This window comes from Rhizobium sp. BK312 (assembly GCF_014193605.1).
Lineage (GTDB): Bacteria > Pseudomonadota > Alphaproteobacteria > Rhizobiales > Rhizobiaceae > Rhizobium.
Genome location: NZ_JACHZP010000001.1, coordinates 951,015 through 977,435 on the forward strand (window position 1 = coordinate 951,015; position 26,421 = coordinate 977,435).

Annotated in this window: 29 protein-coding genes and 1 tRNA gene; 15 read left to right on the top strand and 15 right to left on the bottom strand. The window is 59.6% G+C overall.

Features of this window, described 5'->3' with window-relative positions; translation table 11 throughout:
- Nucleotides 1-183, bottom strand: a complete 183-nt coding sequence (locus FHT85_RS04570; protein WP_112334997.1) for a hypothetical protein — start codon at nucleotides 181-183, stop codon at nucleotides 1-3.
- A gap of 275 nt (nucleotides 184-458) precedes the next feature.
- Between FHT85_RS04570 and ggt the strand changes: the two genes are divergently transcribed.
- From ggt to FHT85_RS04585, 3 genes are all read left to right on the top strand, one after another.
- Complete coding sequence (gene ggt, locus FHT85_RS04575; RefSeq protein WP_112411727.1) at nucleotides 459-2,201, top strand: gamma-glutamyltransferase; 1,743 nt, start codon at nucleotides 459-461, stop codon at nucleotides 2,199-2,201.
- Nucleotides 2,202-2,556: 355 nt separating this feature from the next.
- Nucleotides 2,557-4,011, top strand: coding sequence for an MFS transporter (locus FHT85_RS04580; RefSeq protein WP_112411445.1), 1,455 nt, complete (start codon nucleotides 2,557-2,559; stop codon nucleotides 4,009-4,011).
- Nucleotides 4,012-4,139: 128 nt separating this feature from the next.
- Complete coding sequence (locus tag FHT85_RS04585) at nucleotides 4,140-5,693, top strand: VOC family protein (RefSeq protein ID WP_112411444.1); 1,554 nt, start codon at nucleotides 4,140-4,142, stop codon at nucleotides 5,691-5,693.
- Between the two features lie 72 nt (nucleotides 5,694-5,765).
- On the opposite strand, the gene FHT85_RS04590 is transcribed toward FHT85_RS04585, so the two are convergent.
- Nucleotides 5,766-7,043, bottom strand: coding sequence for an L-fuconate dehydratase (locus FHT85_RS04590; RefSeq protein WP_112411443.1), 1,278 nt, complete (start codon nucleotides 7,041-7,043; stop codon nucleotides 5,766-5,768).
- 331 nt (nucleotides 7,044-7,374) lie between these two features.
- On the opposite strand from FHT85_RS04590, the gene FHT85_RS04595 reads away from it, so the two are divergent.
- Nucleotides 7,375-7,788, top strand: a complete 414-nt coding sequence (locus FHT85_RS04595) for a carboxymuconolactone decarboxylase family protein (RefSeq protein ID WP_112411442.1) — start codon at nucleotides 7,375-7,377, stop codon at nucleotides 7,786-7,788.
- A gap of 57 nt (nucleotides 7,789-7,845) precedes the next feature.
- On the opposite strand, the gene FHT85_RS04600 is transcribed toward FHT85_RS04595, so the two are convergent.
- The gene (locus FHT85_RS04600) at nucleotides 7,846-8,235 is read right to left on the bottom strand and encodes a hypothetical protein (protein ID WP_112411441.1); all 390 of its coding nucleotides are present in this window, start codon (nucleotides 8,233-8,235) and stop codon (nucleotides 7,846-7,848) included.
- Between the two features lie 331 nt (nucleotides 8,236-8,566).
- Between FHT85_RS04600 and FHT85_RS04605 the strand changes: the two genes are divergently transcribed.
- From FHT85_RS04605 to FHT85_RS04620, 4 genes are all read left to right on the top strand, one after another.
- Nucleotides 8,567-9,070, top strand: a complete 504-nt coding sequence (locus FHT85_RS04605) for a cupin domain-containing protein (RefSeq protein ID WP_112335003.1) — start codon at nucleotides 8,567-8,569, stop codon at nucleotides 9,068-9,070.
- A 209-nt stretch (nucleotides 9,071-9,279) separates the two neighbouring features.
- The gene (locus tag FHT85_RS04610; RefSeq protein WP_112411440.1) at nucleotides 9,280-10,128 is read left to right on the top strand and encodes a MetQ/NlpA family lipoprotein; all 849 of its coding nucleotides are present in this window, start codon (nucleotides 9,280-9,282) and stop codon (nucleotides 10,126-10,128) included.
- A gap of 125 nt (nucleotides 10,129-10,253) precedes the next feature.
- A complete protein-coding gene (locus FHT85_RS04615; protein ID WP_112411439.1) occupies nucleotides 10,254-11,339 on the top strand; it encodes a methionine ABC transporter ATP-binding protein in 1,086 nt (361 codons plus the stop codon).
- Complete coding sequence (locus tag FHT85_RS04620) at nucleotides 11,329-11,985, top strand: methionine ABC transporter permease (RefSeq protein WP_112411438.1); 657 nt, start codon at nucleotides 11,329-11,331, stop codon at nucleotides 11,983-11,985. The genes FHT85_RS04615 and FHT85_RS04620 overlap by 11 nt, the downstream gene beginning before the upstream one ends.
- 29 nt (nucleotides 11,986-12,014) lie before the next feature.
- Here the strand turns inward: FHT85_RS04620 and FHT85_RS04625 are convergent, their stop codons facing one another.
- The 3 genes from FHT85_RS04625 to FHT85_RS04635 form a co-directional block, all read right to left on the bottom strand.
- Nucleotides 12,015-13,010, bottom strand: a complete 996-nt coding sequence (locus FHT85_RS04625; RefSeq protein ID WP_112335007.1) for a prohibitin family protein — start codon at nucleotides 13,008-13,010, stop codon at nucleotides 12,015-12,017.
- An 87-nt stretch (nucleotides 13,011-13,097) separates the two neighbouring features.
- Nucleotides 13,098-14,129 carry a hydroxyacid dehydrogenase gene (locus FHT85_RS04630; RefSeq protein WP_112411437.1) on the bottom strand — a complete coding sequence of 344 codons (1,032 nt, stop codon included), beginning with the start codon at nucleotides 14,127-14,129 and terminating at the stop codon, nucleotides 13,098-13,100.
- A 54-nt stretch (nucleotides 14,130-14,183) separates the two neighbouring features.
- Nucleotides 14,184-14,879 carry a DNA-3-methyladenine glycosylase I gene (locus FHT85_RS04635; RefSeq protein ID WP_112411436.1) on the bottom strand — a complete coding sequence of 232 codons (696 nt, stop codon included), beginning with the start codon at nucleotides 14,877-14,879 and terminating at the stop codon, nucleotides 14,184-14,186.
- Between the two features lie 256 nt (nucleotides 14,880-15,135).
- On the opposite strand from FHT85_RS04635, the gene FHT85_RS04640 reads away from it, so the two are divergent.
- The 4 genes from FHT85_RS04640 (at nucleotide 15,136) to FHT85_RS04655 (ending at nucleotide 16,692) form a co-directional block, all read left to right on the top strand.
- Nucleotides 15,136-15,396, top strand: coding sequence for a DUF982 domain-containing protein (locus tag FHT85_RS04640; RefSeq protein ID WP_112335010.1), 261 nt, complete (start codon nucleotides 15,136-15,138; stop codon nucleotides 15,394-15,396).
- A gap of 319 nt (nucleotides 15,397-15,715) precedes the next feature.
- Nucleotides 15,716-15,904: a DUF982 domain-containing protein gene (locus FHT85_RS30955; RefSeq protein ID WP_409527321.1), complete on the top strand. Its 189-nt coding sequence runs from the start codon at nucleotides 15,716-15,718 to the stop codon at nucleotides 15,902-15,904.
- Nucleotides 15,905-16,064: 160 nt separating this feature from the next.
- On the top strand, nucleotides 16,065-16,319 hold the full coding sequence (locus FHT85_RS04650; protein ID WP_112335012.1) for a DUF982 domain-containing protein: 255 nt from the start codon (nucleotides 16,065-16,067) through the stop codon (nucleotides 16,317-16,319).
- Nucleotides 16,320-16,440: 121 nt separating this feature from the next.
- Nucleotides 16,441-16,692 carry a DUF6074 family protein gene (locus tag FHT85_RS04655; RefSeq protein WP_112399240.1) on the top strand — a complete coding sequence of 84 codons (252 nt, stop codon included), beginning with the start codon at nucleotides 16,441-16,443 and terminating at the stop codon, nucleotides 16,690-16,692.
- A 107-nt stretch (nucleotides 16,693-16,799) separates the two neighbouring features.
- Here FHT85_RS04655 and FHT85_RS04660 read toward each other — a convergent pair whose 3' ends face one another.
- Nucleotides 16,800-17,126 carry a hypothetical protein gene (locus FHT85_RS04660; protein WP_246779872.1) on the bottom strand — a complete coding sequence of 109 codons (327 nt, stop codon included), beginning with the start codon at nucleotides 17,124-17,126 and terminating at the stop codon, nucleotides 16,800-16,802.
- A 375-nt stretch (nucleotides 17,127-17,501) separates the two neighbouring features.
- On the opposite strand from FHT85_RS04660, the gene FHT85_RS04665 reads away from it, so the two are divergent.
- Nucleotides 17,502-17,756: a PilZ domain-containing protein gene (locus tag FHT85_RS04665; protein WP_015340956.1), complete on the top strand. Its 255-nt coding sequence runs from the start codon at nucleotides 17,502-17,504 to the stop codon at nucleotides 17,754-17,756.
- Between the two features lie 207 nt (nucleotides 17,757-17,963).
- Nucleotides 17,964-18,173 (top strand): hypothetical protein, encoded by a 210-nt coding sequence (locus FHT85_RS04670; RefSeq protein WP_112411434.1) that lies wholly within the window; start codon nucleotides 17,964-17,966, stop codon nucleotides 18,171-18,173.
- A 114-nt stretch (nucleotides 18,174-18,287) separates the two neighbouring features.
- Here FHT85_RS04670 and FHT85_RS04675 read toward each other — a convergent pair.
- The 8 genes from FHT85_RS04675 to FHT85_RS04710 form a co-directional block, all read right to left on the bottom strand.
- A tRNA-Met gene (locus FHT85_RS04675) sits at nucleotides 18,288-18,364 on the bottom strand.
- Nucleotides 18,365-18,527: 163 nt separating this feature from the next.
- On the bottom strand, nucleotides 18,528-19,727 hold the full coding sequence (gene mnmA, locus FHT85_RS04680) for a tRNA 2-thiouridine(34) synthase MnmA (protein ID WP_112411433.1): 1,200 nt from the start codon (nucleotides 19,725-19,727) through the stop codon (nucleotides 18,528-18,530).
- Between the two features lie 273 nt (nucleotides 19,728-20,000).
- Nucleotides 20,001-20,654 (bottom strand): CDP-alcohol phosphatidyltransferase family protein, encoded by a 654-nt coding sequence (locus FHT85_RS04685; protein WP_112411432.1) that lies wholly within the window; start codon nucleotides 20,652-20,654, stop codon nucleotides 20,001-20,003.
- 6 nt (nucleotides 20,655-20,660) lie between these two features.
- Nucleotides 20,661-21,062 carry a hypothetical protein gene (locus FHT85_RS04690; protein ID WP_112411431.1) on the bottom strand — a complete coding sequence of 134 codons (402 nt, stop codon included), beginning with the start codon at nucleotides 21,060-21,062 and terminating at the stop codon, nucleotides 20,661-20,663.
- Nucleotides 21,059-22,009: a phosphatidate cytidylyltransferase gene (locus FHT85_RS04695; protein ID WP_112399308.1), complete on the bottom strand. Its 951-nt coding sequence runs from the start codon at nucleotides 22,007-22,009 to the stop codon at nucleotides 21,059-21,061. Before FHT85_RS04695 ends, FHT85_RS04690 begins: the two co-directional genes overlap by 4 nt.
- Nucleotides 22,010-22,011: 2 nt before the next feature.
- A complete protein-coding gene (locus FHT85_RS04700; RefSeq protein WP_112411726.1) occupies nucleotides 22,012-22,659 on the bottom strand; it encodes a lysophospholipid acyltransferase family protein in 648 nt (215 codons plus the stop codon).
- Nucleotides 22,660-22,867: 208 nt separating this feature from the next.
- Nucleotides 22,868-24,463, bottom strand: coding sequence for a phosphoglycerate dehydrogenase (gene serA, locus FHT85_RS04705; RefSeq protein ID WP_112335042.1), 1,596 nt, complete (start codon nucleotides 24,461-24,463; stop codon nucleotides 22,868-22,870).
- A gap of 145 nt (nucleotides 24,464-24,608) precedes the next feature.
- The gene (locus FHT85_RS04710) at nucleotides 24,609-25,787 is read right to left on the bottom strand and encodes a phosphoserine transaminase (RefSeq protein WP_112411430.1); all 1,179 of its coding nucleotides are present in this window, start codon (nucleotides 25,785-25,787) and stop codon (nucleotides 24,609-24,611) included.
- Nucleotides 25,788-26,101: 314 nt separating this feature from the next.
- Here FHT85_RS04710 and FHT85_RS04715 point away from each other — a divergent pair.
- Nucleotides 26,102-26,421 (top strand): glycosyltransferase family 25 protein (locus tag FHT85_RS04715; protein WP_246779885.1); only part of this gene is annotated, 320 nt, incomplete at its 3' end.

Genomic DNA, 26,421 nt, shown 5'->3' on the forward strand with positions numbered 1-26,421 from the left:
TTAAATAATTGCGGTGCAATCGTCACAGCGCCAGTAGGCGGCTGCCGTCGATGCCCATCGAAGAAAACGTCGGCTGCAATGGTCGCATTCGATTTCCACGACATGCGTCCTTTCGCCAACGATGAATGGCCTGGTCTTGATCCTGCGCTCGCTCTTCCATTGCTCGAGCTTCGTCACGGCCATGATTACCCTCCACGCAATACTCGCTTCGACAAGCAATAATCTAAAATAGATTCAACTAATAAAAGAAATATTGCAAGTGCGAAGCGATTTTCCGCGCGGCAGGAGGACCGAAATTATCCGTAGTAGTGCATGGAAGACATAGTGCGCCGGCTTCCGGCCGCGGCGGGATCGCTCCATTAAAAAATTGTGACAGCGGATATCGCCATTTTCGCGCGCGACGCCATGTCATTCGTTGGCGATTTTCCATCAAGATAACAATGGGAGGCATATTCATCATGCGCCACTTCCGCCAGCGGGCGATTTCGTCGGTAACCCTGGTCACATTTGCTCTCTTTTCCGTCACCGCCAGAGCTGCCGCGCCGCCGCCGGTCGAGGCGGAGCATGGCATGGTGGTCACGGCTCAGCATCTCGCCACCGATGTCGGCGTCGAAGTGCTGAAGAATGGCGGCAATGCCGTCGATGCCGCCGTTGCGGTCGGCTATGCGCTGGCCGTGGTGTACCCGACCGCCGGTAATATCGGCGGCGGCGGCTTCATGACCATCCGCATGCGCGACGGCAAGACGACCTTCCTCGACTTCCGCGAGCGCGCGCCCCTGGCGGCGACCAAAGGCATGTATCTCGACGACAAGGGCAATATCGTCAAAGGCGCCAGCACGGACGGCTATCTCGCCGTCGGCGTTCCGGGCTCAGTCATGGGCTTCGAGACGGCCCGCGAGAAATACGGCACCAAGTCCCGCCAGGATCTGATCGCGCCGGCCATTCGTTATGCCAAGGAAGGCTTCACGCTGAACCAGGCCGATGCTGCCGAACTGAACGGGGGCAAGGCATGGCTTTCGCGCGATCCGGCCACCGCGGCGATCTTCACCAAGGCGGATGGAAAACCCTTCGCGACAGGCGACAAGCTGATGCAGCCGGATCTCGCCAATGCCCTATCCGGCATTTCCGATCAGGGACCGGATGGTTTCTACAAGGGACCGGTCGCCAATGCCATCGTCAAGGCAAGCCAGGACAAGGGCGGCATTCTCGCAAACCAGGATTTCGAACAATACAAAGTCCGCGAGCTCGAGCCCGTGAAGTGCAATTATCGCGGCTACGAGATCATCTCCTCGCCGCCACCCTCCTCCGGCGGCGTCATCATCTGCGAAATCCTCAATGTGCTGGAAGGCTATCCGCTCTCCTATACCGGCTACGCCTCGGCCGACACGGTCCACTACATGGTCGAAGCCATGCGCTACGCCTATGTCGACCGCAATTCGGCGCTCGGCGATCCCGACTTCGTTGACAACCCCGTCAGCAAGCTGCTCGATAAGGCCTATGCCCAGAAGATCCGCGACGGCATCTCGCCCTACAAGGCTGGCATCTCCAAGGATCTGATGCCCAAGGGCCTCGGCGAAAGCCACGAAACAACGCATTATTCGATCATCGACAATGACGGCAATGCCGTCGCCGTCACCTATACGCTGAACGGCTCCTTCGGTGCCGGCGTCGTTGCGCCTGGCACTGGCATCCTCTTGAACAACGAGATGGATGACTTCACCTCCAAGCCCGGCGTGCCCAACCTTTACGGCCTGGTGCAGGGCGAGGCCAATGCCATCCAGCCGAAGAAGACGCCGCTCTCCTCCATGAGCCCGACGATCGTCACCAAGGACGGCAAGCCCTTCATGGTGATCGGCAGCCCCGGCGGCTCGCGCATCATCACCATCACGCTGGAAGCGATCATCAACGTCATCGATTTTGGCATGAACATTCAGGAAGCCATTGACGCCCCGCGCATCCATCACCAATGGCTGCCGGACAAGGTCTATATGGAACCCCGCGCGCTCTCGCCCGATACGATCAAGCTTCTGACCGGTATGGGCTACACGGTTCAGGTGGACAATAGCTGGCCGATCTGGGGCCAGGCGGCCGGCATACTTGTCGGGGGCAAGAGCCTCAGCGACATCGCCAAGGGCGGTGGCGCCCGCTATAACGGCGCCGTGGACAGCCGTGCCGGCTCAGGGCTTGCCGAAGGCTACTGATCGCCTCGGTGCCTGCCGAAAACGACGACTCGGACCGGTGCCACCACCAATTGGCACCGGTCTTTTTGCCTATAGCATCCGGCGGAAGGAGCACATTATCTTACGCGAAAAAACCAAGCGTGAGCATTTCGGTGCGATATCGCGCCTATTCATTCACCTCACGTTCATTTGATGCCGTTTGCCCCTGCATGTGCATCATTTTTTTCATCCCATGAATGGGATTTGCGATTTCTGATATAGCAATCGCGTGCAAGCAGGAGTATACAAACCGCCGTTCAAATAGGCCTTCGCGCCATGACCAGACTTGCGGTTCTGTCTTACGACCCCACCGCACCATCGAGAGCGATCCCCGACAATGTCGGATCAGATATTTCAGGCCGCCCCCATCAGGCGGGCCGCACCGAATTTTCGTGTAGTAGCGCTTATCGTAGCAAGCGCGATGTTCATGGAACAGCTCGACGCGACCGTGCTCGCAACAGCCCTTCCGACCATGGCGAGAGACTTCGGCGTCAGCGCGCCGGCCATGAGTATCTCGCTGACATCCTATCTCCTCAGCCTCGCGATCTTCATTCCCGCCAGCGGCGCTATTGCAGACCGCTTCGGGTCGCGCACCGTCTTCCGATCCGCCATCGCGGTCTTTGTCGTCGGCTCGCTTCTCTGCGCGCAGGCGCCGAACCTTTTCTTCCTCGTGATCGCGCGCCTCCTTCAGGGTCTCGGCGGCGCGATGATGCTGCCCGTGGGTCGCCTCGTGCTGATGCGCAGCGTCGCCCGCAAGGATATGGTCAATGCCATGTCCTGGCTGCTGATCCCGGCGCTCGTCGGCCCCATTCTCGGCCCGCCGGTCGGCGGCATGTTCGTGACCTACCTCGACTGGCGCTGGATCTTCTACATCAACGTGCCGATCGGCATTATCGGCTTCATCCTGGTGACGATGTTCATCGAGGAGGTGAAAGGCCCGCGCACCGGCCGCTTCGATCTCTCCGGCTTTATCCTCTCGGGCATTTCGCTGGGATCGCTGCTCTTCGGCTTCGAAATGTCGAGCCGCGAGGGCGAAGGCTATCTCGCGGTCTTCCTCATCTCTATCGGCCTCTTGTTCGGCATCGCCTATCTGCGCCATGCCCGCAAGCACCCCTCGCCGATCATGGATTTCTCCTTGATGAAGGTGCCGACGTTCCGCACCTCGGTCATCGCCGGTTCGCTGACGCGCATCAGCCAGGGCGCCCATCCCTTCCTGATCCCGCTGATGCTGCAGCTCGGTTTCGGTCTTTCGGCCGCTGCCGCCGGCCAGATTGCCATTGCGACCGCTCTCGGCTCCATGGCCATGAAGCCTTTTCAGGTTCGCATCCTGCGCACGCTCGGCTTCCGCACCGCCCTTATCATCTTCGGCCTCATCGGCACGCTCGGCTATGGCATGTGCGCCATCTTCAAGCCGGATTGGCCGCTGCCTGTCATCTTCGTGATCCTGTTCTTCTGCGGCTTCTTCATGTCGTTCCAGTTCACGGCCTACAACACGATTGCCTATGACGAGATCGAGCGCGACCGCATGAGCATTGCGACAAGTTTCTACTCGACCTTCCAGCAACTGATGCTGTCTCTCGGCATCTGCGTCGCCGCCTTGGCGCTGCATGGCTCGACACAGTTCCTTGGTCACGCCAAGCCGGAGATGGTCGACTTCTCCGTCGCCTTCATCGTCGTCACGACCATTGCGCTTCTCGCTGTCATCTGGAACGCCAGCTTCTCGCGCACAGCCGGTTCGGAAATCAGCGGCCACCGCCGCAAATCACCGGAAGACAGCCTCGCCGAGCACTGATGCTCGCCTCCCGCCCACTGCGGCAATAGCGGCTTTTGTGAACAGTGCCTTCACGGGCGGCGCATTGCATTGAACAATGACCTCGACCTAAATAGCGACCAGAACGAAATAACAGTCTGGAGCATTCCATGGTCGCCGGCATCCATCACATCACGCTGATCACCCGCAAGGTCCAGGCGAATGTCGATTTCTACGTCGGCTTCCTCGGCCTGCGCCTAGTCAAGCGCACCGGCGGCTTTGAAGACGCTACCCAGCTTCATCTCCTCTATGGCGACGCCAAGGGCTCGCCCGGCTCGCTGATTACTTTCCTTGTCTGGGAGGATGGTTCGCCCGGCCGCGCCGGCGTCGGGCAGATCGGCGAAATCTCTCTCGCCATCGATCCCGCAAGCATCGGTTTCTGGCTGACGCGTGCCCTGAGTGCCGGCCTCAAGCCCGAAGGCCCCTCCGACGAATTCGGTGAGCCTGTGCTTCGGCTGAAGGATCCGGACGGCGTCATCGTCAAATTGGTGGGAACGAACACGCTGCAGGCGGCGGCTCCATGGACAAGCGACACCATTCCGCAGGAACACGCAGTCCGACGTATCCGTGGCGCGACGCTATTCAGCGAAACGCCTGATGAAACCCAGGCCATTTTGATCGACCATTTCGACTACCGGCCCCTTGCCACCAATGGCGCGATCAGCCGACTCGTCTCGGAGCCTGGCGATATCCTCGACATCCGCGATGCCCGCGGCTTCTGGGCGAGCGCCCCGGGTACGGGTACGATCGATCATGTCGCCTTTCGCGCCGCCGACGATGCGGAATTGCAGTCGGTCCACACCGCCCTGCAGGCGATCGATTCCGGGCCGACGACGATGCATGACCGCAAATATTTCCGCTCGCTCTATGTCCGCGAACCTGGCCAGATCCTGTTCGAACTCGCCACGGATGCGCCTGGCATGTTGATCGACGAGGACGAAACGACGCTTGGCACGCGCCTCTTCGCTCCCGGCGACAGTCCCAAGCTTTTGGCCGAGCTGAACGTGATCCTGCCGCAGTTCTCCATGCCCGGAGAGCCGCGCGTCATCTATCGCGACCTGCCCTTCATCCATCGTTTCTTCACGCCCGATGAGCCGAACGGCAATGTCTTCATTCTGCTGCACGGTTCCGGCGCCAACGAAACGACAATGCTGCCGCTTGGTCACGAGATCGATCCCAATGCGACCTTGCTCAGCGTGCGTGGCCGTGCGCTGGAGGAAGGAGCGCCGCGCTGGTTCCGCCGCAATGGGCCGATGTCCTTCGATCAGACGGATATCGCCAGCGAGGCCGAAGCCTTTGCTGCCTTCATCGACGGCGCGATCCATGCCTATGGCCTCGATCCAGATCGCATCGTCTATATCGGCTATTCGAACGGCGCCAACCTGCTGAACGCCATGCTGTCGCTGCACCCGCATCTCATCCGCCGCGCCGTGCTGCTGCGCTCTATGGCCGTGCTCGAAAATCCGCCGGCGGCTGATATGTCGGATGCCAATGTGCTGGTGGTCGCCGGCGAGAAGGATCTGTATGGCCCATACGCTCAGCCATTGGCCGAACGCCTGCGCGATGGCGACGCAAAGGTCGAACTTGCAACCGTTCCCGCCGGTCATGAGTTTGACGATGCCGATGTGCCGGTCATTCAAGAGTGGCTCAACAAGTCCGCCTGAAACGACCTCTTGAGCAGAAAGACAAAAGCCCGCGATCTGGCGGGCTTTTGCGTTGACGAATACAGCTGGGGCTCAACCCCCGAACGTATATTCCGCGATCGATTCCGGCTTCATCTCGATCGAGAAGCCCGGCAGGCTCGGCGGCATGTAGGCTGCATCGCGGATGATGCAGGGGTCGATGAAATGCTCGTGCAGGTGATCGACATATTCGATGACGCGGCCATCCTTGGTGCCGGATACGGCGATGTAATCAATCATCGACAGGTGCTGCACATATTCGCAAAGCCCGACGCCACCGGCATGCGGCCAGACCGGCAACCCATACTTGGCGGCGATCAGCAGCACCGCCAGCACTTCGTTGAGACCGCCCATGCGGCAGGAATCGATCTGCACGATGTCGATCGCGCCCTCGGCGATGAACTGCTTGAACATGATGCGGTTCTGGCACATCTCGCCGGTGGCGACCTTCACCGGGCCGATGGCCTGGCGGATCTTGCGGTGTCCGGCAACATCGTCAGGGCTAGTGGGTTCTTCGATGAAGAAGGGCTTAGCGAAGGCGAGCTTCTTCACCCAGTCGATCGCCTGATTGACCTCCCAGACCTGGTTGGCGTCGATCATGAGGTAACGATCGGGGCCGATCACCTCGCGGGCAATGGTGAGACGGCGAATATCGTCTTCGAGATCACGGCCGACCTTCATCTTCACATGGTTGAAGCCGGCATCGATCGCCTCCTGGCACAGGCGGCGCAGCTTGGCGTCGTCATAGCCAAGCCAACCGGCTGATGTCGTGTAGCAGGCATAGCCCTCACGCTCGAGCGTAGCGATACGATCGGCCTTGCCGGCTTCCGCCTTCTTCAGGATGGCGACGGCCTCATCGCGGGTCAGCACATCGGTCAGGTAACGATAGTCGACGATATCGGCGATCTGTTCGGCATTCATCTCCGAAACCAGCCGCCAGACCGGCTTGCCGGCCTCCTTCGCGAGCAGATCCCAGACGGCATTGACGACAGCGCCGGTTGCCAGATGCATCGCGCCCTTCTCTGGGCCGATCCAGCGCAGCTGACTGTCGCTGGTCAGATGCCGCCAGTATTTGCCGGGGTTTTCCAGAACCGTCGCAAGTTCGGTGCCGACGACCAGATGCCGCATCGCCTCGATTGCCATGCAGCAAATGTCATTGCCGCGGCCGATGGTGAAGGTCAGGCCGTGGCCGGCAAGGCCCGGCTTGTCGGTGTCGAGGATGACATAAGCTGCCGAATAATCCGGATCTGGATTCATCGCGTCCGAACCATCGAGGCTCTGCGATGTCGGGAAGCGCAAATCGAAAACGCGAAGATTGGTGATGCGCGTCATTGGAAAACTCCTTCTAAATCCATCGCGACCTCTCGACCTCTAACCCGAGGTCGAACTCCTCCCAGAGGGCCACATTATGCGAGCTGCACATTCGAATTTCAGCAATCACCCGCCGATGCGGATAGGCGGATGCGTCCTCAAAGCGCCTCTCCTCCTAACCCTGCCGTCGTTTCCGCAGAGAGCTCTACTCTTCTTATGTGAATAGTTTTTTCACATATGCATGATTTTTGCAATCGAAAAGACAGCATGAATTCGCGCTCTATGCTGCCGCCAACGTCACAAAATGCGCTATTGTCCGACGCAAATGGATTTGCTGAAGGAGATGCAGGGAATGGCAACGGTTAAATTGCTCGATGATGCGGAGGCAGAGGCGATCCCGGCCGTGAAGGCGGTGTTCGACGATATTCGCGCAGTGAGAAAATCCGATTTCGTCAATAATTTCTGGCGCGGCCTGGCGAACGACCCGGCACTGCTGAAGCGCACTTGGGAAGGGCTGAAAGCTGTCATGATGACGGAAGGCGCGCTCGATCCGCTGGTGCACGAGATGATCTACATTGCCGTCTCCACCGCCAATGGCTGCAGCTATTGCATCCATTCCCATACGACTGCCGCGAAGGCGAAAGGGATGACCGATGCCCAGCACGCCGAACTGCTGGCGGTGATCGGCCTTGCCGGACAAACGAACCATCTGGTCACGGCGATGCAGATCCCTGTCGATCCGGAATTCGATGTCCGCAAACGCTGAAAATGCAGAAGGCCCGCGGGCGTGCCGGCGGGCCTTCTTTAAATGGTCTTTCGCTTTTCAGCGATCGGATTTTTCCGTCGTCTGAGCGTCTGCAGCAAGGGCGGCAACGTCGAGCCCGTTATTCACGGCGAGCAGCCTTTTGCGAACGAGAACGCCCATCACGCGGGCAGCCGTCGAAAAGGTCATCGTGTCAAGCGGGCCTTCGCCTTCCCAGGGCTTGGTTAGCCGCTCGGTTACGGCCGAGACAATGTTGTTGGGCACAATGTCTGTGCATTCGCGCATCGCTTCGAACACAACGCTGATGGGATGGATGCGTCCTTCGAACGTCACGATCGGTTCGGTTACTTCGCTGTCCCATTCCTCGAAGGCATAGAGCGCTTCGCGGAAGAGCTGCTGCAGGGTGATGGGTGCATGACCCTCATGAAGGGGCGGCAAGGCATTCGACATGTCTGTCTCCTTTCAATTGGAAGTCCGGCGCATGTATGAAATTGGATGGTCTCTCCTCCGAGACCCAAGCGCTGCTTCGTCAGCTTGGCGCGCCGGAAGAACGGGGCGTGGCGCGGCAAACCATCTCGTGACCGGCGCAACGCGGGACACACACGAAATGTTCCCACCGGTCATTTAACTTGATCAAGTCTATAGATTAATCTCGACTTGAAAAGCCTCTTTAAGAATTTTCTGTAATTCTCTTTATTTTTGAATGACTTCGCGTAGTATGAAATTACCGGGTGCCGAGGAAAGGCGCGCGAATCTCTCTCCCAGGAGCAAAGGGAACGCCATGTGCGGCGATCATGAACATCAGCATCACGACGGGCATGATCACGACCCTCAGCCCATCGATTGGCGCGAACACGGCATCAAGATCATTCCCGGCAATGCGCTGGATCCGAATACCGCACAAACCCCCGGCATGAACCGCGCGACCGCGATCAATCATGCGCGCGCCGGCGCTGAAAAGATCTGGGCGGGAACCGTGACGATCCACGCCAATGCCAAGACCGGCGCTCACCATCACGGCGACCTCGAAAGCATCATCTACGTCGTCAAGGGCAAGGCCCGGATGCGCTGGGGTGACAACCTCGAATTCGTCGCCGAAGCCGGCCCCGGCGATTTCATCTTCGTGCCGCCCTACGTGCCGCATCAGGAGATCAATGCCAGCCGCGATGAAACGCTGGAATGTGTTCTCGTTCGCTCCGGGCAGGAACCGGTCGTTGTCAATCTGGATATCGAACCGGTGGAAAAACCGGAAGAAGTCCTCTGGAAGGACCCGATCCATCGTTAATCTGCACATTTTTCAGGCAAAATCTCATTTGCCGCATAAATAATCCACAATATTTATAGAAAATTAGTTTGCGCTTTGCACCGCACTGAAAAGAGTTTTTCAGAAGTGCGGCGCACAACGCATGATCCTGCTTGGCAGCGCGAACACGCGTCTGAGATGATTAAGCCGTCACGAGATATTGATCTCGATCATCAGGAACAGGATTTCCCATGACTGAAAAGCTTTCTAGAGGTTTCGACGCGCTGCGCCTTTCCCGCCGCGCCGGCCTTGCTGCCATCCTCGCCTCTGCTGTCGCCGTTTTCGGCTGGACGGCGACTTCTACGCCATCTTTCGCGGCAGACAAGACAATCAAGGTCGGCATCATCAGCGGTGAAGACGAAGATGTCTGGCGTGTCGTGACTGCTGAAGCCGCCAAGAAAGGATTGAAGATCGAGACGGTCGTCTTCAACGACTACACCCAGCCGAACGAAGCCCTCGAGCGCGGCGAAATCGATGCCAACGCTTTCCAGCACAAGCCTTACCTCGACAATCAGATCAAGCAGCACGGCTACCACATTGTCAGCGTCGGCTATACCGGCGTCTGGCCGATCGGCCTCTACACCAAGAAATACAAGACCGTGGCAGAGCTTCCGAAGGGTGCGGTCATCGGCGTACCGAACGATCCGTCCAACGAGGGCCGTGCACTGCGCGTGCTGCAGAACGAAGGTGTGATCAAGCTCAAGGATGGCACCGGCATTCTCGTGACAACCGCCGACATCGTTGAAAACCCCAAGAACGTCGAGATCAAGGAACTGGACGCCGGCATCGTCGGCCGCTCGATCGACGACCTGGACGCAGCCGTCGTCAACACCGACTGGGCGCTGAAGAGCGGCCTGACCCCGAAGGATCGCATTGCGCAGGAGCCGATCGACGGCAACCCCTACCGCAACTTTATCGCCGTCAAGCAGGGCAGCGAGAACGAGGCCTGGGTTAAGACGCTGGTTGCGGCTTACCAGAATGACGCCGTCAAGGCAGAGTTCGACAAGGTTTACAAGGGAACGGGCATCAGCGCCTATTGATGTCAGGGCGGCGCGGGGACCGCGCTGAGCGGCGAGGCGGCCGGGGTATCTTGCCCGGGCCGCCTTTGATGTTTAAAGCCACGCTCAACCCGCGCCGAACGCAAAAAGAAGATTGGGAAGCAGACATGAATTCCTTCATCCCGGCCACATCAATCGACGGACAGGCGCCGCCCGAACGAGCGGTGGGCGACGAAATCGTCCGCCTGGTCGATGTCCGCCGCCGGTTCGGCACGACGCCTGCGCTTGATGGAATTTCACTGACCGCGCGCCGTGGCGAGATCGTCGGCATCATCGGCCGCAGTGGCGCCGGTAAATCGACGCTGATCCGTTGCCTGAACGGGCTGGAGCGCGCCGATAGCGGCGAGATCCATATCGAAGGCCGCGACATTGCACGCCTCTCGGAAAAGGAACTGCAGCCGCTGCGTCGCCGCATCGGCATGGTCTTCCAGCATTTCAATCTGTTGTCCGCAAAGACCGTCGAGGAAAACATCGCCCTACCGCTGAAGATCGAGGGGGTGGCCAAGGCCGAACGGCTGCAACGGGCGCGCGAGCTGCTTGATCTTGTCGGCCTCGCCGATAAGGCAAAAGCCTATCCCGCCGCCCTCTCCGGCGGCCAGAAACAGCGTGTCGGTATTGCCCGCGCACTAGCTGCCCGCCCGGCGCTTCTGCTGTCGGACGAAGCAACGTCGGCGCTCGATCCGGAAACGACGCGGTCGATCCTCGCACTGCTGAAGGATATCAATCGCAAGCTCGGCCTGACGATCCTACTCATCACCCACGAGATGGAAGTGGTGCGCTCGATCGCAGACCGCGTCGCGGTCATCGATGCCGGACGGATCGTCGAGGAAGGCTCCGTATGGACGGTCTTCGCCAACCCCGAAACGGAGATCACGGCAAGCCTGCTCGGCGGCATCCGCCCGCAGCTTCCCGAGCACATCGCCGCCCGCCTGTCGCCGACGTCAGGCGTCGAAGCGATCCTCAGTGTCGATCTTGCCGGTCCGGCCGCGCAAGGGGCACTGTTTGCAGAACTCTCGGCTGCCCTGCCGCGCTCTTTTCGCCTGGTTCACGGTGGCATCGACCACATCCAGAGCCAACCCGTTGCCCGTTTCTTCGTCGCCGTCCCGACGCGCGATCCGGATCTGCCGGCGCAGGTCAGCGATTTTCTGAAAGCCCGCTCCGCCCGGGTGGAGGTTTTAGGCTATGACAACTGATGTGATCCTCGGCCTGCTTTGGCGCTCCTTCTGGGAGACGATTTGGATGACGGCTGCGTCCGGCCTCCTCTCCCTGGTCATCGGCCTGCCGCTCGGCCTCGCCCTCGTCGTCACCGGTCGCGGCGGCATTGCCGAGCAGCCTGCAATCAACAGCGTCCTTGCCGCGCTCGTCAACGGCTTCCGCGCCGTGCCTTTCGTCATCCTGCTGATTGCCCTCATCCCGCTGACACGGTTGATCGTCGGCACGGCGCTCGGCACGACGGCGGCCATCGTGCCGCTGACCATCGCCGCGATCCCTTATTATGCCCGTATCGCCGAGGTCTCGCTGCGTGAAGTCGATCGCGGCTTGATCGATGCGGTGCGCGCCATGGGCGGCAATCGCTGGACGATCATCCGCGAAGTACTGGTGCCCGAGGCCATGCCCGGCATCGTCGCCGGCTTCACGGTGACGCTGGTGACTCTGATCGGGGCTTCCGCGATGGCGGGCACTATCGGCGGCGGCGGCCTCGGCGACCTTGCGATCCGCTACGGCTACCAGCGCTTCGAAACCGGCGTCATGATCGCCGTCGTCATCGTGCTGATCATTCTGGTCTGGGGCATGCAATGGCTGGGCGATCGCTTAGCCAACCGGCTCGACCGCCGCTAGCTCGGCTCCCTGATCACGCGCAATCGATGCTATTCATGCTCCGCCGACGTGGCGGGGCTCTGGCGCTGATCGAGATTAAGCATCGGCACCGAAGCGTTCGGCAGCATGGTGGTCGGCAATTGACCATTCCACTTTTCCGCCTGGGTGAGGAAAATCAGGTTCGGATTGTCGCGCAATGCATCGCCCCGGGCCTTGATTGCCTTCGCTTCGGCGTCGCCGCGGAGCTGGATCGCTTCAGCCTCGGCTTCCGCCTGCAGCTTCACGGCGTCGGCCTGGGCCTGCGCATCGGCGCGACGTGCGTCCGCTGCGGCCTGAGCCTGCGTTACGGTGATCTGCGCCTGCACCTTCTCGCGCTCCGCATTCTGCCGCAGCTTCTGTACTTCGACTTCCGCCAGCATGCGCTGCTCGATGCTGTTCTCATAGGCATCCGAAAAATCGATATTCTCGACTTGCACGCTGTCGATCTGTACCGGACCCTGAATGCCTGCCTCGATCGCCGCCTGGACGTCGGTGTTGAACTGCGCCCGGTTCTGGATGACGGAGGCGGCGGTGAATTTGCCGAACACCGTCTTTACATCCTGAGGAGCTCGCCGTGCGATCAGCCGTGATTCCAGATTGCCGAGCGAACCGAACTCCGAATAGACATGTTCCACGGCATCCGCCGGCACATGCCAGGAGATGGTGACGCGCATATCCGCCGGCTGCTGATCCTGCGAATAGGCCTGCATCTGTTGATGCTCGTTGGCCTGACAGTTCGAGCCGTTCTGGCAGGTCCAATAGGTGACCTGCTGGGTCACCGGGATTTTGACGACGGTCTCGATCCAGGGCAACTTGAAATGCAAGCCCGGTTCCGCCGTGCCGACCATGGCACCGGTGCGCAGGATGACGCCGCGCTCGCCCTGATCAATCGTGTACCACGAACTGAAGACGAGCATCAGCACGGCTATCACGGCGATGATGCCGATGAATGCCGTAACGCGACCCTTGTTCGCCACGGATGCTATGTCGATTTCCCGGTTTGCCATCGATATCCCCATCTGCACGCTATGAGGGAGAGATAGATGAGTCGACTCGGAAATGCACCTGCCGTTTCATGCCTCGTGCGACCACCGTCAGTTGCGCGTCACCGGCTTTGAACGCATGCGCGACACCGTTTCCCGTTCGGCCCGCTTGCAGCGCATCGGCGGCAGGCCGCGATCCATCAGATCCATATCCTCCAGCACCATGTCGCCCATTTTCTTGAAGGCGCTGTCGAGCGCGCCGGCACGATGGGCCGAGCGGAGAAAGCCCTTGAGCTTGCGCACGGGGTGATCGAGGCCGAGCGGCTCCTCAGGATAGACGTCGCTCGCCGCCACGATATGGCCGGATGCGACCGCCGCCATCAGCGCATCGAAATCGACGACATCGGCCCGGCTGAGCAGGATGAAGGCTGCACCCTTGCGCATCCTCGCGAAAGCCTCAGCGCCGAGAAAACCCTTGTTCTCGCTGGTGACGGAGGCAACAACGAAGACGAAATCGCTGGCGGACAGCACCTCGTCCAGCCCGGCGGGCTGCACGCCATGCTCTCTCAGGATCGATGGCGGCATCCAGGGATCGAACACCCTGATATTGGCACGGAAGCCGGAGAGAACCCGGTTCAGCGCCTTACCGAGATCGCCGAAACCGGCGATACCGATATCGCTGCCCGAAAGCAGCCGGGCGCTGGCATTGCCATCGCCGCCCCAAAGCTCCCTGCCCTCGCGGAAATCAAGATCGGCATCGGCGATGCCTCGCGCCAGGCTTAGCGCAAACCCAAGGCCGATTTCGGCAACCGGTTCGGCAAAGACGAGACCTGTGGTGACGACATGGATGCCGCGTTCAAAGAGCACTTCATAGGGCATATTGTTGATGAGGTTGCTCTCGACATTCAGAATGCAACGCAGCTGCGTCATGCGGTCGAGCGTCTCCTTCGACAAGGGCGGCTGGCCAATGATATAGCGCGCCTCGCCGAGCACATCATCCCCTAATCCCGCGACATCGTCAGGATCCGTTTCGACGATGCGGTATTTCGAGCGAAGGAGCGCCAGTGCTTCCTTGGTGAAGATAAGCTCAAGCGAGCGCGGCTCCGGCGCGCTGATGGCCAAGGGTCTGCTGTCGGTCGTCATTCTGCTCCTCCTGTATCCCGAGGCGATCCAATATCATTCGATGGATGAGATCAATCAGGCCTCGTCCTCCTCCCCTGGCATTCCGACAGAGAAGGCGCAAATGCGCGAGAGATGGGTGAGCGGCAGGCCCGTCTCCGCGTGCCAGGCATTGAACTGATCCTGAATCAGCCGCAGATCCTTCTTGGTGGGCTTGCTTTCCGAAACGGGCACCCCCGCAAGCCGCAGGCAGACGAGAACGTCATGGCTCATGACGAAGCTGTCGCGGCCGATTGCGCGCAGCAGATATTGTCCGGTCATACCGCCGAGCCGGCTGCCCTGCTTGTCCAGAAGAGCCAGCAGGCCGATCTGGTCGTCCATCGGCCAATCGGCGAAGAAGCGGCCGGCGCTGCCATGCTCGTCGGCAAGCCGGCGGACGAACTGCGCATTGGCCCTGACCGACATGATTTTGGCGCCATTGCGGATGACGCGGACATCGGAGGTCAGATCATGCCAGTAATCGTCCGGTGCGAGGTTGAGGAAGGCGGGATCGAAGCCGGAGAAAGCGGCTTCGAAGCCCGTCCATTTCGAATCGATGACGTTGCGCACGAAACCCGCATAGAAGATGTAGCGCGTCATTTCCGACAATATCCGATCGTCGGGCAGCGTACGCAGCGCTTCATGGTTCGGCATTCTGGGCATCAGCGCCCTCAGTCCATCGGCGCCGCCCTTGCGCTTCTCGGCGCGCTCCCTGATCTCCGCAAAGCTTCCCATCATCCTCTCCCGCTCATGCCGCGCGACAAGTCTTTTATGACCTCATTGCCCCGCGCATGTAATCTCCGTGCGATGATTTTCTGTGAAAAACACCCTATCGAAAGTTACGGTTCGAAAGTTGATCACGCTGGCACTCGAATTGATTTCCCGACGATTGAAACAATTCCGGACTGCTCCAGATATGGTCTTGAAATTAACTTGAGATTTCACGCACCGTAGCGTTAATTGCGGCCGCGTCGGATCGGAGCCCCATGCCATGAATAATAAAGACTGGAATAATCCCATCATGGTCATCTGCAAGCGCACCGGAAAAGTCTATACGGTCGCGAATACGAAAGAAGCGCTGAACATGCTGCTGAACGCATGGCCCGTCGCGGAGGGCAAGGCGTTCATGATGGCACTGCAAGTCTGTGCCGACGTCGAAAGAGGTCAGGGACAACCACTGGAGGCCCGCAACAGCTTTGTCGCCGCGGCATCCGAGGCTGGCGTCCCTCTGGAAATGCCGGTCGTTCAGTAAAAACGATCGCCCTCTTTCATCCATTCGGGGACGGGACATGCCGCATGTCTCGTTATGGAATGGTTCAGCGAACCAGCCAGTGCGACTGGGCGCACCAATCGCGGCACTATCGCGGATGCTCGTTTTCTCCCACGATTGCCGCATGCTGGGGCCGCTTTCCCGCTTACAATCTGAAGATCAATTTTCCCGATATTGCGAAACTTTTTGCTCTTGCAGGAGTTTGGGGAGGCAATGTCGGAGCATCATCGAAATGACCAGTATTTTTAGTGCCGGCGATGGCCGCTGGCACGAGCCAGTCTATTTGCGCATCGGCTATGGGATGCCGGAGGCCGTCCGAAGCCCTAGGGAAGCCCATAATCACCTTCTTTTCCGTTGGCCGACCATCAGAGGCGAAAAATATGATTCCGCCCGAAGCCTCTGCCTCCAAGCCGATATCGATCCCCTGCTGAGTGATAAAGCCAGGAAGATGTTCATCGCGACCTGCGTGGAAGCGAACGTATTGGATTAGAGCTCTCGCGAGGTTCAATCCATTCTCAAACCGCTGTCAGACCCTCGCGGTTTTCGCGGGCTTTGATGGCGCCTAAATGCGAAGGCATCGGGCAAGATTTACGGTCCGGAACGCTTCTTGCAGTCTTACCGAAGCATGAATGTTTCGGAGGTAATACGTTTTGAAACGAAACACTTTACGCCCATTTCCGGCTATCACGCTTGTCATGGGAGAGAACGGCGGAACCCGCCGTATCAATTCAGTGCATCAGGCGGCGGAGTTGCTGCTGGAATATTGGCCGGTGGAAAATGGCGAGGAATATGTCGCGGCAGTGCGGATCTGCCTCGAAGCGATGCTTGGAGCCGTCCCCGCCGAAGCCGTAAGGGAGGCCTTGATCAAGGCTGCACGGGAGGCTGGCATATCCGTCATGCAATGAAATCATCCCGCCCTTCCCGCGGCATGCGGGATCTCTCTGACATTATTCACTTTTTGTGAACGAGTGCCGGCGATCTTGCCAACAGAGGCAGGCGATTCGCCCTGCCAATGACGGAGAGAATATGTCGCTTCTACCATTCCCGGCCGACAGGCGTACCAGTGATGTCAGGCGGTGTGCCGCAGCCCTTCAGCAGCTAAATGGCGAAGCGGCAAACCGCTTCTGGCGTTCGGAAATGGCAATCTTTGCCAACGCCTTGCGCGAACAGGGAGTGGAAGACGGCGAAATCTCGCGGCAAGCAGGCCTCTTCATGCATGCGGTGCAGATGGAACTGCAGCTTACCTATGCCGAAGAGGAACTGAACGCCTCGGCCTGACGACGTTAGAGCCCCTCCGCTTTTTCTTGAATCGCGAGAACACTCTATCTCTTTGTTTTTTCGCGGTTCCGGACGGAAAACCTTTAATCAGTTTTCCTGGAGTTGCTCTATTTCGGCAATCTGCAAAATGCGATGGATTTGTCGCCGCTGGTGGGTGACTTGATCTGCACGGTCCATTCTCCTCCAGGGAAATGGAGTCCCTTTGACGAAACCACGCCGGTAATCTGCGCGCAGGCCTTTCTGGCGTCGGCGCTCGGCAGATCTATTGTCGCCATGACGGCGTACCTGCGGCTGGACACCTGGCACGGCGCTGTAAACAAGCCGGTATTGTCGATCATCTTGCAGACCCGGAACGCATTGTTCACGGCATCGTCTGCCGCCATCGCGGAACTGGCGCCCACCAGCATGGTGGCCGCCGCCAAAAACAGTTTCATTGAAAATCCCGATCCCCTATGGCAGCACGGTGCCAGAGCAGGTTTCGTCTTGCAAGATATGTCGCGTGGATTTCCATGGGCCATTGGAAAATACAACGCAAATGACGGCGGGTTGTTCGCCGGCGACGTCGTCCATCCGGCTCTGCCGAGATATTTTCAACGGAAAGCGTGCCGGAGGATGGCCTCTCGGGAGTGGGGAAGTGCCAATGCATTCCGGCTGCGCCAAGCTCTGACCGACGGGCATTCACCCAACACTTGGACTAGCCTCCCGACCACCCTAGTACGTGGAAAGCGCTCAATTTGCGGGTTCTTTTTAATCTCTTGGATATTAGAACATGCCATATTAGCAAAAACAAAAGTCAAGGAGCCAATCCCATGACGGCATTCTCACCCGAAGGCCGGGTAGCGACCCGAAAGCGAACGCTTCTCGGCGCAAAAATCATCTTCAACGATGGACATTCGGTCTTCGATTGCCTCGTGCGAAACCTGTCCGATACCGGCGCCCTGATCCAAATCGAAAATCCTCTCGCAGCACCCAACACCTTCGACCTGCAACTTTCGGACGAGAGATTGATGGCATGTGCAGTACGCTGGCGCAAAATCAACAGCATGGGCGTCGAGTTTGTGTGAGGACGTCCATCGCGGCTAATGCCTATGGCCGCCTTGCAAAACATGAATACCGGAAGAGCCATCAGCCAAATCTGATCGATATGGAATTGTCGGCAATATCCCGGATCGCAATTGCCGCCCTGCCGATTAGGTTCGCCCGGAACAAATAAGCCGTACCATGCATTGGCATATGCACCCCTGCCGAATTGACCTGTGAAGGAGACGGCTATGAACCAGGAAACCATTGATCGGCTCGATACAATCGGCCAACAGCTGCATGATCGCGCTCTTGCTCTGTCCCAATCGCAATCCCAAGAAGGCCAGGACCATGCCCTCATGATGTCGGCACTCGCGACCCTGGCAACAGCGGTGCGAACCTTGGATGACAACGTAACCCGGCTCGACGGGCCTAAAGGGATTGGAGCAGCTGGCTCCTGAATCAGGTCCTCTCAAGTGTCGAAGTGGTTTAGCTTCCGCGCCCATAGGAACAAGCACGCCATGCAGGTCGCTAAGAGCTTGCGATCACGAGAGCTTTCAACACTTTGGAAGTTCTGGTAGCGGAGGAGGGATTTGAACCCCCGACACAAGGATTATGATTCCTCTGCTCTGACCTACTGAGCTACTCCGCCACGCCACATTTGATGTTGAACATCAAATGCAAAGGTCAAACGAACCGCCGCTCGAAAGCGCTAGCTCGTCGGTTGAGCGGCTTATAAGGTGCGGTTCGGCATGGTGTCAAGCGGATGATTTGGAAAAATCAGTGCTTTCTCTTGATGCCGACGCCGCCTGCTCTCAGGCGGCGACAGGACCTGCCAGCAGCGCCTTCAACGACGCTTCCGCCGTCGGCTCGCGTTCCGAGCGTTCGATGAAGCCGCCGCCATAGACGCGGGCGTCATCACCGGGTGCCGAATAGAGCGCGCAGGCCTGGCCGGGAGCCACGCCGGCCTCGCCGACGGTGAGGTCGACATAGATGCCGCTGGCATCGGCATGCAGTACAGCCGGCGACGGTGCGCGGGTGGAGCGGACCTTGGCGAAGCAGGCAAAGCCCTCGCCGAAAGCGGCCTGCTCCAGCGGTTCGTCGCCAAGCCAGTTGACATCACGCAGATAGACGCGGTGCGTTTCCAGTGCTTCCTTCGGGCCGACGATGACGCGGCGCGAGCGGGCGTCGAGATAGACGACGTAAAGTGGCTCGCCTGTGGCAACACCAATACCCCGGCGCTGGCCGATCGTGTAATGCAGGATGCCCTCGTGCTGGCCGAGCACGCGGCCGTCGAGGTGGACGATCTCGCCGGCGAGCGCCGCGTTCGGCTTTAGCTTCGCGATGACGTCGGAATATTTGCCCTGCGGCACGAAACAAATGTCCTGGCTGTCGGCCTTCTTGGCGACGACGAGGCCCATTTCCTCGGCAAGCGCGCGGGTCTCGGCCTTGGGCATACCGCCAAGCGGAAAGCGCAGGTAGTCGATCTGCTCCTGCGTTGTCGCAAAGAGAAAATAGCTCTGGTCGCGATCGGCATCGGCCGGGCGATAGAGGGCGCGGCGATTTGGATGCTCCGGTGATGGGTTCGGGCGCGAACGAATATAATGGCCGGTCGCCAGCGCATCGGCGCCGAGTTCCTTGGCAGTCAGCAGAAGATCGGCGAACTTGACCGTCTGGTTGCAGGCAACACAGGGGATCGGCGTTTCGCCGGCCACATAGCTTTCTGCGAAAGGATTGATCACCGTCTCGCGGAAGCGTTTTTCATAGTCGAGTACATAGTGCGGAATGCCGAGCGTTTCGCAGACACGGCGTGCATCGTCGATATCCTGACCGGCGCAGCAGGAGCCGGCGCGATGCACGGCAGCGCCATGGTCGTAGAGCTGCAGCGTGATGCCGAGCACATCATAGCCCTGCCGCTTCAAAATGCCCGCGACGACGGAACTGTCGACACCGCCCGACATGGCGACGACGACGCGGGTATCTTCCGGCCTCTTGTCAAAATCCAGTGTATTCACGGTCGTTGCCGCCAGTCTTGAACGATCTTCGATGCTGCCGAGCGGGAGACGTTTCTTCGAAACGTCGTCACGCTCTCACGATTTCATTTCGCATGATCTGATCCAAAAACCGCTGCACACTTTTCGGGATCATGCTTGTTGCCGCCGGATGCCATGCAAAAGCGGCGAATTTTCATTACACAGGGCCTTTAGCCGCTCTTTGCAGCCAGCCTCAATTGTGGACGGATATAGAAAGGATTGCCAACCCATGCAAGGGGTGGGCGAAATCGCGAATCATCCCTTTGCCTTCAAATGCCGGATCAGATTGCGGCTACGTCTCAATACCGTGACCGCCGAGCCGATGGCGACGATCCAGAGCGCGATCGTCAAAATCCAGCTGCCGCCGCTCCATAACGCCTCGATAATCGAAAGCAAAGCCGCAGCGGTGGCGACCGCCATGCGATGCTGCTTGGCCATCGGACCGCCGAAATCGCTGGGATTGCCGGTGGCGCGGCCAAGCTCGCGGACATAGGCCGTCAGCACGGCGAAGGCCGCCGCCGCCCAGCCGAGGCCTGGCATTGCGATGCCATAGCCGATGCCGGCAAAGATGAGGATATCGGCGACGCGATCCGGAAATTCGTTCCAGAACGGCCCGTCGGCCTCGCCTTTCCCGCCCTCGACCGCCACCATACCGTCAAGCAGATTGCAGAGCAGACGCAACTGGCAGAACAAGGCAGCGAGGATCAGCAGGACCACTCGCGTCCCCTCGCCGCCAGCGACGCCGGAGAGCCAGAATGATGCTCCCGCCAAAGCTGCCATGAGCATGCTCGCGTGAGATATCTGATTTGGCGTCACCGAAAGCCCGGTCATGCGCCGCGCCAGTGCCTGTGCCCACCGCGTGTTGCGGCTCGCCAGCGGCCGCCTGTCGCCTGTTCCCTCGCCGGTCATACGCCCTCACCCCTCATGACTTCGCGGCCTTCCGCCCGATATCGAATAATTGTAGATCGCCGCATAGCTGGAAGAGACCAGCAGCGGTACAGCAATGGTCTTCAGGATCTCCGGCGTGCCGCTCAGCGCATGGATGACAACCAGGATCGTTGCCGAGCCGAGGCAGGCGATCAGCGGCGGCGCCCAAAGGCGCGTAGAGCCGCCGAACCGCCGCGATAAAGCTTCGACCACGGATTTCAGGAACAGCGTCAGGCAGCCCGAAAGCACACCTTGCACGAAGCCCGCGATCAGTGGCCTCGGCATCGGGTGCATACGGTTGGCGAAGAAAGCCCAGCCGCCCATGGCGAGGAAGGCGAAAAGCACATGCACGATGCTGCTGCCGGCAAGCGCTTTCAGCTTTCCTGTCATGACAGTGACCACCAGTAGCGCACGAGATGGAAGAAAATCGGCGCGGAAAAGACGACCGAGTCCAGACGGTCGATCAGCCCGCCATGCCCCTCGATCAGATGGCCCCAATCCTTGACGCCACGATCCCGCTTGATCGCCGACATCACGAGCCCGCCGAAGAAACCCATGAGCGTGATGACGAAGGCGAGAAGTCCGGCCTGCAGCGGCGTGAACGGCGTCACCCACCAGAGCGCCGCCCCGATCAGCGAAGCGCTGATGACGCCGCCGACGAAACCCTCCACCGTCTTCGATGGCGACAGGCGCGGCGCGATCTTCGTTTTCCCGAACAACTTGCCCCAGACATATTGCAGGACGTCGCTGAGCTGCACGACGATCACCAGAAAAGCGATCAGCAGCACATTGCGGCCTTCATAGCCCGGAATGTGCAGCGTCAGCAGCGCCGGCACATGCGAGGCACAGAAGACGCAGATCATCAGCGCCCATTGCACCTCGGCGATCCGCACCAGAAACCGCTCAGTGTCGCCGCGCAGCACCGCGATGATCGGCATGAAGAGGAAGGCGTAAACGGGGATGAAGATCGAATAGATGCCGTATTGCTCGGCCCAGAGCAGATAATATTGCACCGGCAAGGCCACAAAGAACGCCGCGGCAAGTGCCCAGTGATCCGCCCGCTTCGTGTTGATCAGCGTCATGAATTCGCGCAGCGCCGCAAAGGAGCAGAAGGCGAAGAGCAGGATGACGCCGGCGCGCCCGGCAATGAAGGCGATGCCGATCAGCACCACCATCACCCACCAGGCCTTGATGCGCGCATTCAGATTTTCGATCGCAGCATTCGATCCGTCAGGCGACAGCCGCCGCTCCAGCACGTAGCCGATAACGGAGGCGACGATCAGAACGCCGAAAATGCCAAGAACGAGGTGGATCAGATCCGCACTTGCCGCGCCCATGCTCAGTCCCCCGCCCGCTTGGGCGCCAGCGCCAGCAGCGCCGCTTCGGCTCGCGCTAGAAACTCCGCCTTCTCTTCGGCCTCGCTGATATGCAGCGCCTCGCCGAAGGTGACCGTGCAGATCAGCGGAATGGGTACGAACTCGCCCTTAGGCATGACGCGATTGAGATTGTCGATCCAGACGGGCACGAGATCGATATCAGGGCGAGCCTGCGCAAGATGGAAAAGCCCGCTCTTGAAGGGTTGCAACGGCTGCTCGGTGAGATTACGGGTGCCCTCTGGAAACAGGATCAGCGAGGAGCCGGCATCGAGCGCCTGCGTCATCTGCGTGACCGGATCTTCCTTGCGCGCTTCACGATCCCGTTCGATCAGCACGGCGTTGAAGACGTCCCGGCCGATGAAGCTGTTCAGCGGCGATTTCAGCCAATAATCGGCGCCCGCCACCGGGCGTACGCGGCGGCGCAATCGTGGCGGCAGGACAGTCCAGATCAGGATGAAATCGCCATGGCTGGAGTGATTGGCGAAATAGACGCAGCGGCGGGTTTGCATGCCACTTTCGGGCCAGATTGCCCGAACCGCGGTAATTGCTCGCGCAAAGAGCACGATCGCCACGGAAACGGGTTTCGCCAGCCATTCAATCGGCGTGCCCATTCCTTCCCCGAGGATGTTCTTCCGCAAAGCCTCCATGACATAGAGATAGGCGCGTTTCATCGCCCCCGATAGCCTGCGCGCCAGGCTTATCCACAACCCTCACAACCATGAAGAAAGCCCGGCGCAACTTATGTCTCGCCGGGCTTTCGGATTGGCTCTTGGGAGGAGCGAATTCTATAGCTGCCGCCCTTCTTCAGGGCGGGCAGGCTCAGTCGACGTTGAATACCAGCGGCTTTGCCTGACGGATCGCCTGATGCGCCGTCAGCTTGCCGAGCACCTCATCACTGATCGGACCGTCGACATAGAGAAGCGCGATGGCGTCGCCGCCCTGCTTGTCGCGGCCGAGCTGGAAGTTGGCGATGTTGACGCCGGCGGAACCGAGCGTCGTGCCGATGAAGCCGATCATGCCGGGAACGTCGGTATTGGCGAGGTAGACCATGTGGTTGCCGACATCCGCATCGAGGTTGATGCCCTTGATCTGGATGAAGCGCGGCTTGCCGTCCGAGAAGACAGTACCGGCGACGGAGCGGCTCATGCTGTCTGTCGTGACAGTCAGCTTGATGTAGCCGTCATAGACGCCGGTCTTGTCGCGCTTGACTTCGGCAAGAACGATACCCTTTTCCTTGATCATGATCGGCGCCGAAACCATGTTGACGTCGGCAACCTGATTGCGGATCAGGCCGGCAAGCAACGCGCTCGTCAGCGCCTTGGTGTTCATGTTGGCGGTGACGCCGTCATAGAGGATCTCAATTTCCTTGATCGGATCGTCCGTGACCTGGCCGACGAAGGCGCCGAGAACGTCGGCAAGCTTGATGAACGGCTTCAGGATCGGGGCTTCTTCAGCCGTGATCGAGGGCATGTTGATGGCGTTCGAGACGGCGCCCTTGACGAGGTAGTCGGCCATCTGCTCGGCGACCTGCAGGGCGACGTTTTCCTGGGCTTCGGTCGTCGAGGCGCCGAGATGCGGCGTGCAGACGACGTTCGGCAGGCCGAAGAGCGGGCTTTCCTTGGCCGGCTCGACTTCGAAGACGTCGAAGGCGGCGCCGGCGACATGGCCTGATTTGATGGCAGCAGCAAGGGCTGCCTCGTCAACCAGGCCGCCGCGGGCGCAGTTGATGATGCGCACTCCCTGCTTCATCTTGGCGATGGCAGAGGCGTCGATGATGTTGCGGGTCTTGTCGGTCAGCGGCACGTGCAGCGTGATGAAGTCGGCACCGGCAAAAAGCTCGTCGAGCTCGACCTTGGTCACGCCCATTTCCTCGGCGCGCTCCTTCGACAGGAACGGGTCATAGGCCAGAACATGCATCCTCAGGCCGAGGGCGCGGGCAATGACGATGGAGCCGATGTTGCCGGCACCGATGATGCCGAGCGTCTTGCCGGTGATTTCGACACCCATGAACTTCGACTTTTCCCACTTGCCGGCCTGCGTCGAGGCATCGGCGGCCGGAAGCTGGCGGGCAACGGCAAACATCAGTGCGATGGCGTGTTCGGCCGTCGTAATCGAATTGCCGAACGGCGTGTTCATGACGATGATACCGCGGCGCGAGGCGGCGGGGATATCGACATTGTCGACACCGATACCTGCGCGGCCGACAACCTTGAGGTTCTTGGCCGCTTCGATGATCTTTTCCGTCACCTTGGTGGCCGAACGGATGGCAAGACCATCATAATTGCCGATGATTTCGAACAGCTTGTCCTTGTCCTTGCCAAGCTGCGGCTGGAAATCGACTTCGACGCCGCGATCGCGGAAGATCTGGACGGCGGTTTCCGACAGTTCGTCGGATACGAGAACGCGAGGTGCCATGGAGGCCTCCTGAAAAGGGTCAGCTAAGACGAGCAATTCCACGAAAAATGCAAAACGGCTTTCCGTAGGGAATTGCATGAAAACAACGAGAATTTCGGGATGCGGGGCTCCGCCTGTCGTGGCGGAGCCATAAACGCTTCAAGCCTCAGGCAGCAGCCTGGGAGAGCGTCGCCTTCTGCGTTTCGAAAGCCCAGGCGAGCCAGGGCATCAGCTTCTGCATGTCGGAAGCTTCGATCGTGGCACCTGCCCAGATGCGCAGGCCCGACGGCGCGTCGCGGTAATGGCCGACGTCATAGGCGACGTCTTCCTTCTCAAGGAGCGCAACCAGACCCTTGGCGAAATTCGCCTGGCCATCGGCATCCAGAGCGACGACGTCCTTGTCGACGATCTTCAGGCATACGGAGGTGTTGGACGCCGTCTCCGCCTTGGCGGCGAGATTGGCGATCCAGTCGTTGGCGGCGACGAAGTCATGGATGACCTTGGCATTGGCATCGGCACGGCCGATCAGCGCCTTCAGGCCACCGAGATCCTTCGCCCAGAGGAGCGCGTCGATATAGTCTTCGACGCAGAGCATCGAAGGCGTATTGATCGTCTCACCGGTAAAGATGCCTTCGATCAGCTTGCCGCCACTGGTCATGCGGAAGATCTTCGGCAGCGGCCAGGCCGGCACATAGGTTGTCAGGCGTTCGACGGCGCGCGGCGACAGGATGATGACACCATGGGCGCCCTCGCCGCCGAGAACCTTCTGCCAGGAGAAGGTGACGACATCGAGCTTGGCAAAATCGAGGTTCTGAGCGAATGCGGCCGAGGTGGCGTCACAGATCGTCAGGCCCTTGCGGTCGGCCGGGATGAAATCGCCATTGGGGACGCGCACGCCGGAGGTAGTACCGTTCCAGGTGAAGACTACGTCGCGGTCGAAATCGACAGCGGAAAGATCGGGCAGCTCGCCGTAGCCGGCTTCAAGCTTGCGGACGTCCTTGAGCTTCAGTTGCTTGACGACGTCGGTAACCCAGCCGGCGCCGAAGCTTTCCCAGGCGAGCATGTCGACTCCGCGTTCGCCGAGCAGCGACCAGAGCGCCATCTCGACGGCGCCGGTATCGGAAGCCGGAACAATGCCAATGCGATAGTCCGCCGGCACTTCCAAAATTTCGCGGGTAAGATCAATGGCCTGCTTCAGCTTTGCCTTACCAACTTTCGCGCGGTGCGAACGGCCAAGAGCCGCGTCGGAAAGAGCGTTAAGCGTCCAACCGGGGCGCTTCGAGCATGGACCAGAAGAGAAATGGGTATTATTCGGACGGATGTCCGGCTTGGCGAGCTTAGTCATGATGCTATCCTCTCAGATAGAAAGCTCCTCGTTGGGGAGGAGTGTCCCGCCGCCGGATATATTGGAAGCAGCCCGTTAGCGCAACAATAAAAATTGCTCATGGCGCTCCCTCACGATTTCGTGCGAGATTTTGATGCCAGGCAAGTCACGCGCAATGGAAATAAGCCAAATTTAATGCCACAAAAGCTGGTTTCTATGCTGATGCACAATCATATATGGCTAGGCGCTCGCCGTTTTGCGCCGATGGAAATTATCAAGTGTGCTCAATGTCCCTAACTGCGCTCGCCGAAACTTCTTTTACACCGTCACAAACCATGCCGGTCTATCTTATCAATATCGACCGGGCAGCCGAACGACTGACGGAGATTCAGCGGCAGAGCGATGAGTTCGGTTTTCGATTCGAGCGTATTCACGGCGTCGACGGTGCCCTCATCCCGCGCGACGAATGGATCGATGTAGATCACGATCGCTTCCAGCGCCGGCATGGCCGCACCATCCTACCCGGTGAGTATGGCTGCTACCGGAGTCACCTGTTGGCGCTGCAACAGTTTTTGGCGAGCGAAGACCAAATGGCCGTGGTCATCGAAGATGATGTTGCGCTGGATATCGATTTCCTCGCACGCGCCGTGGCCGC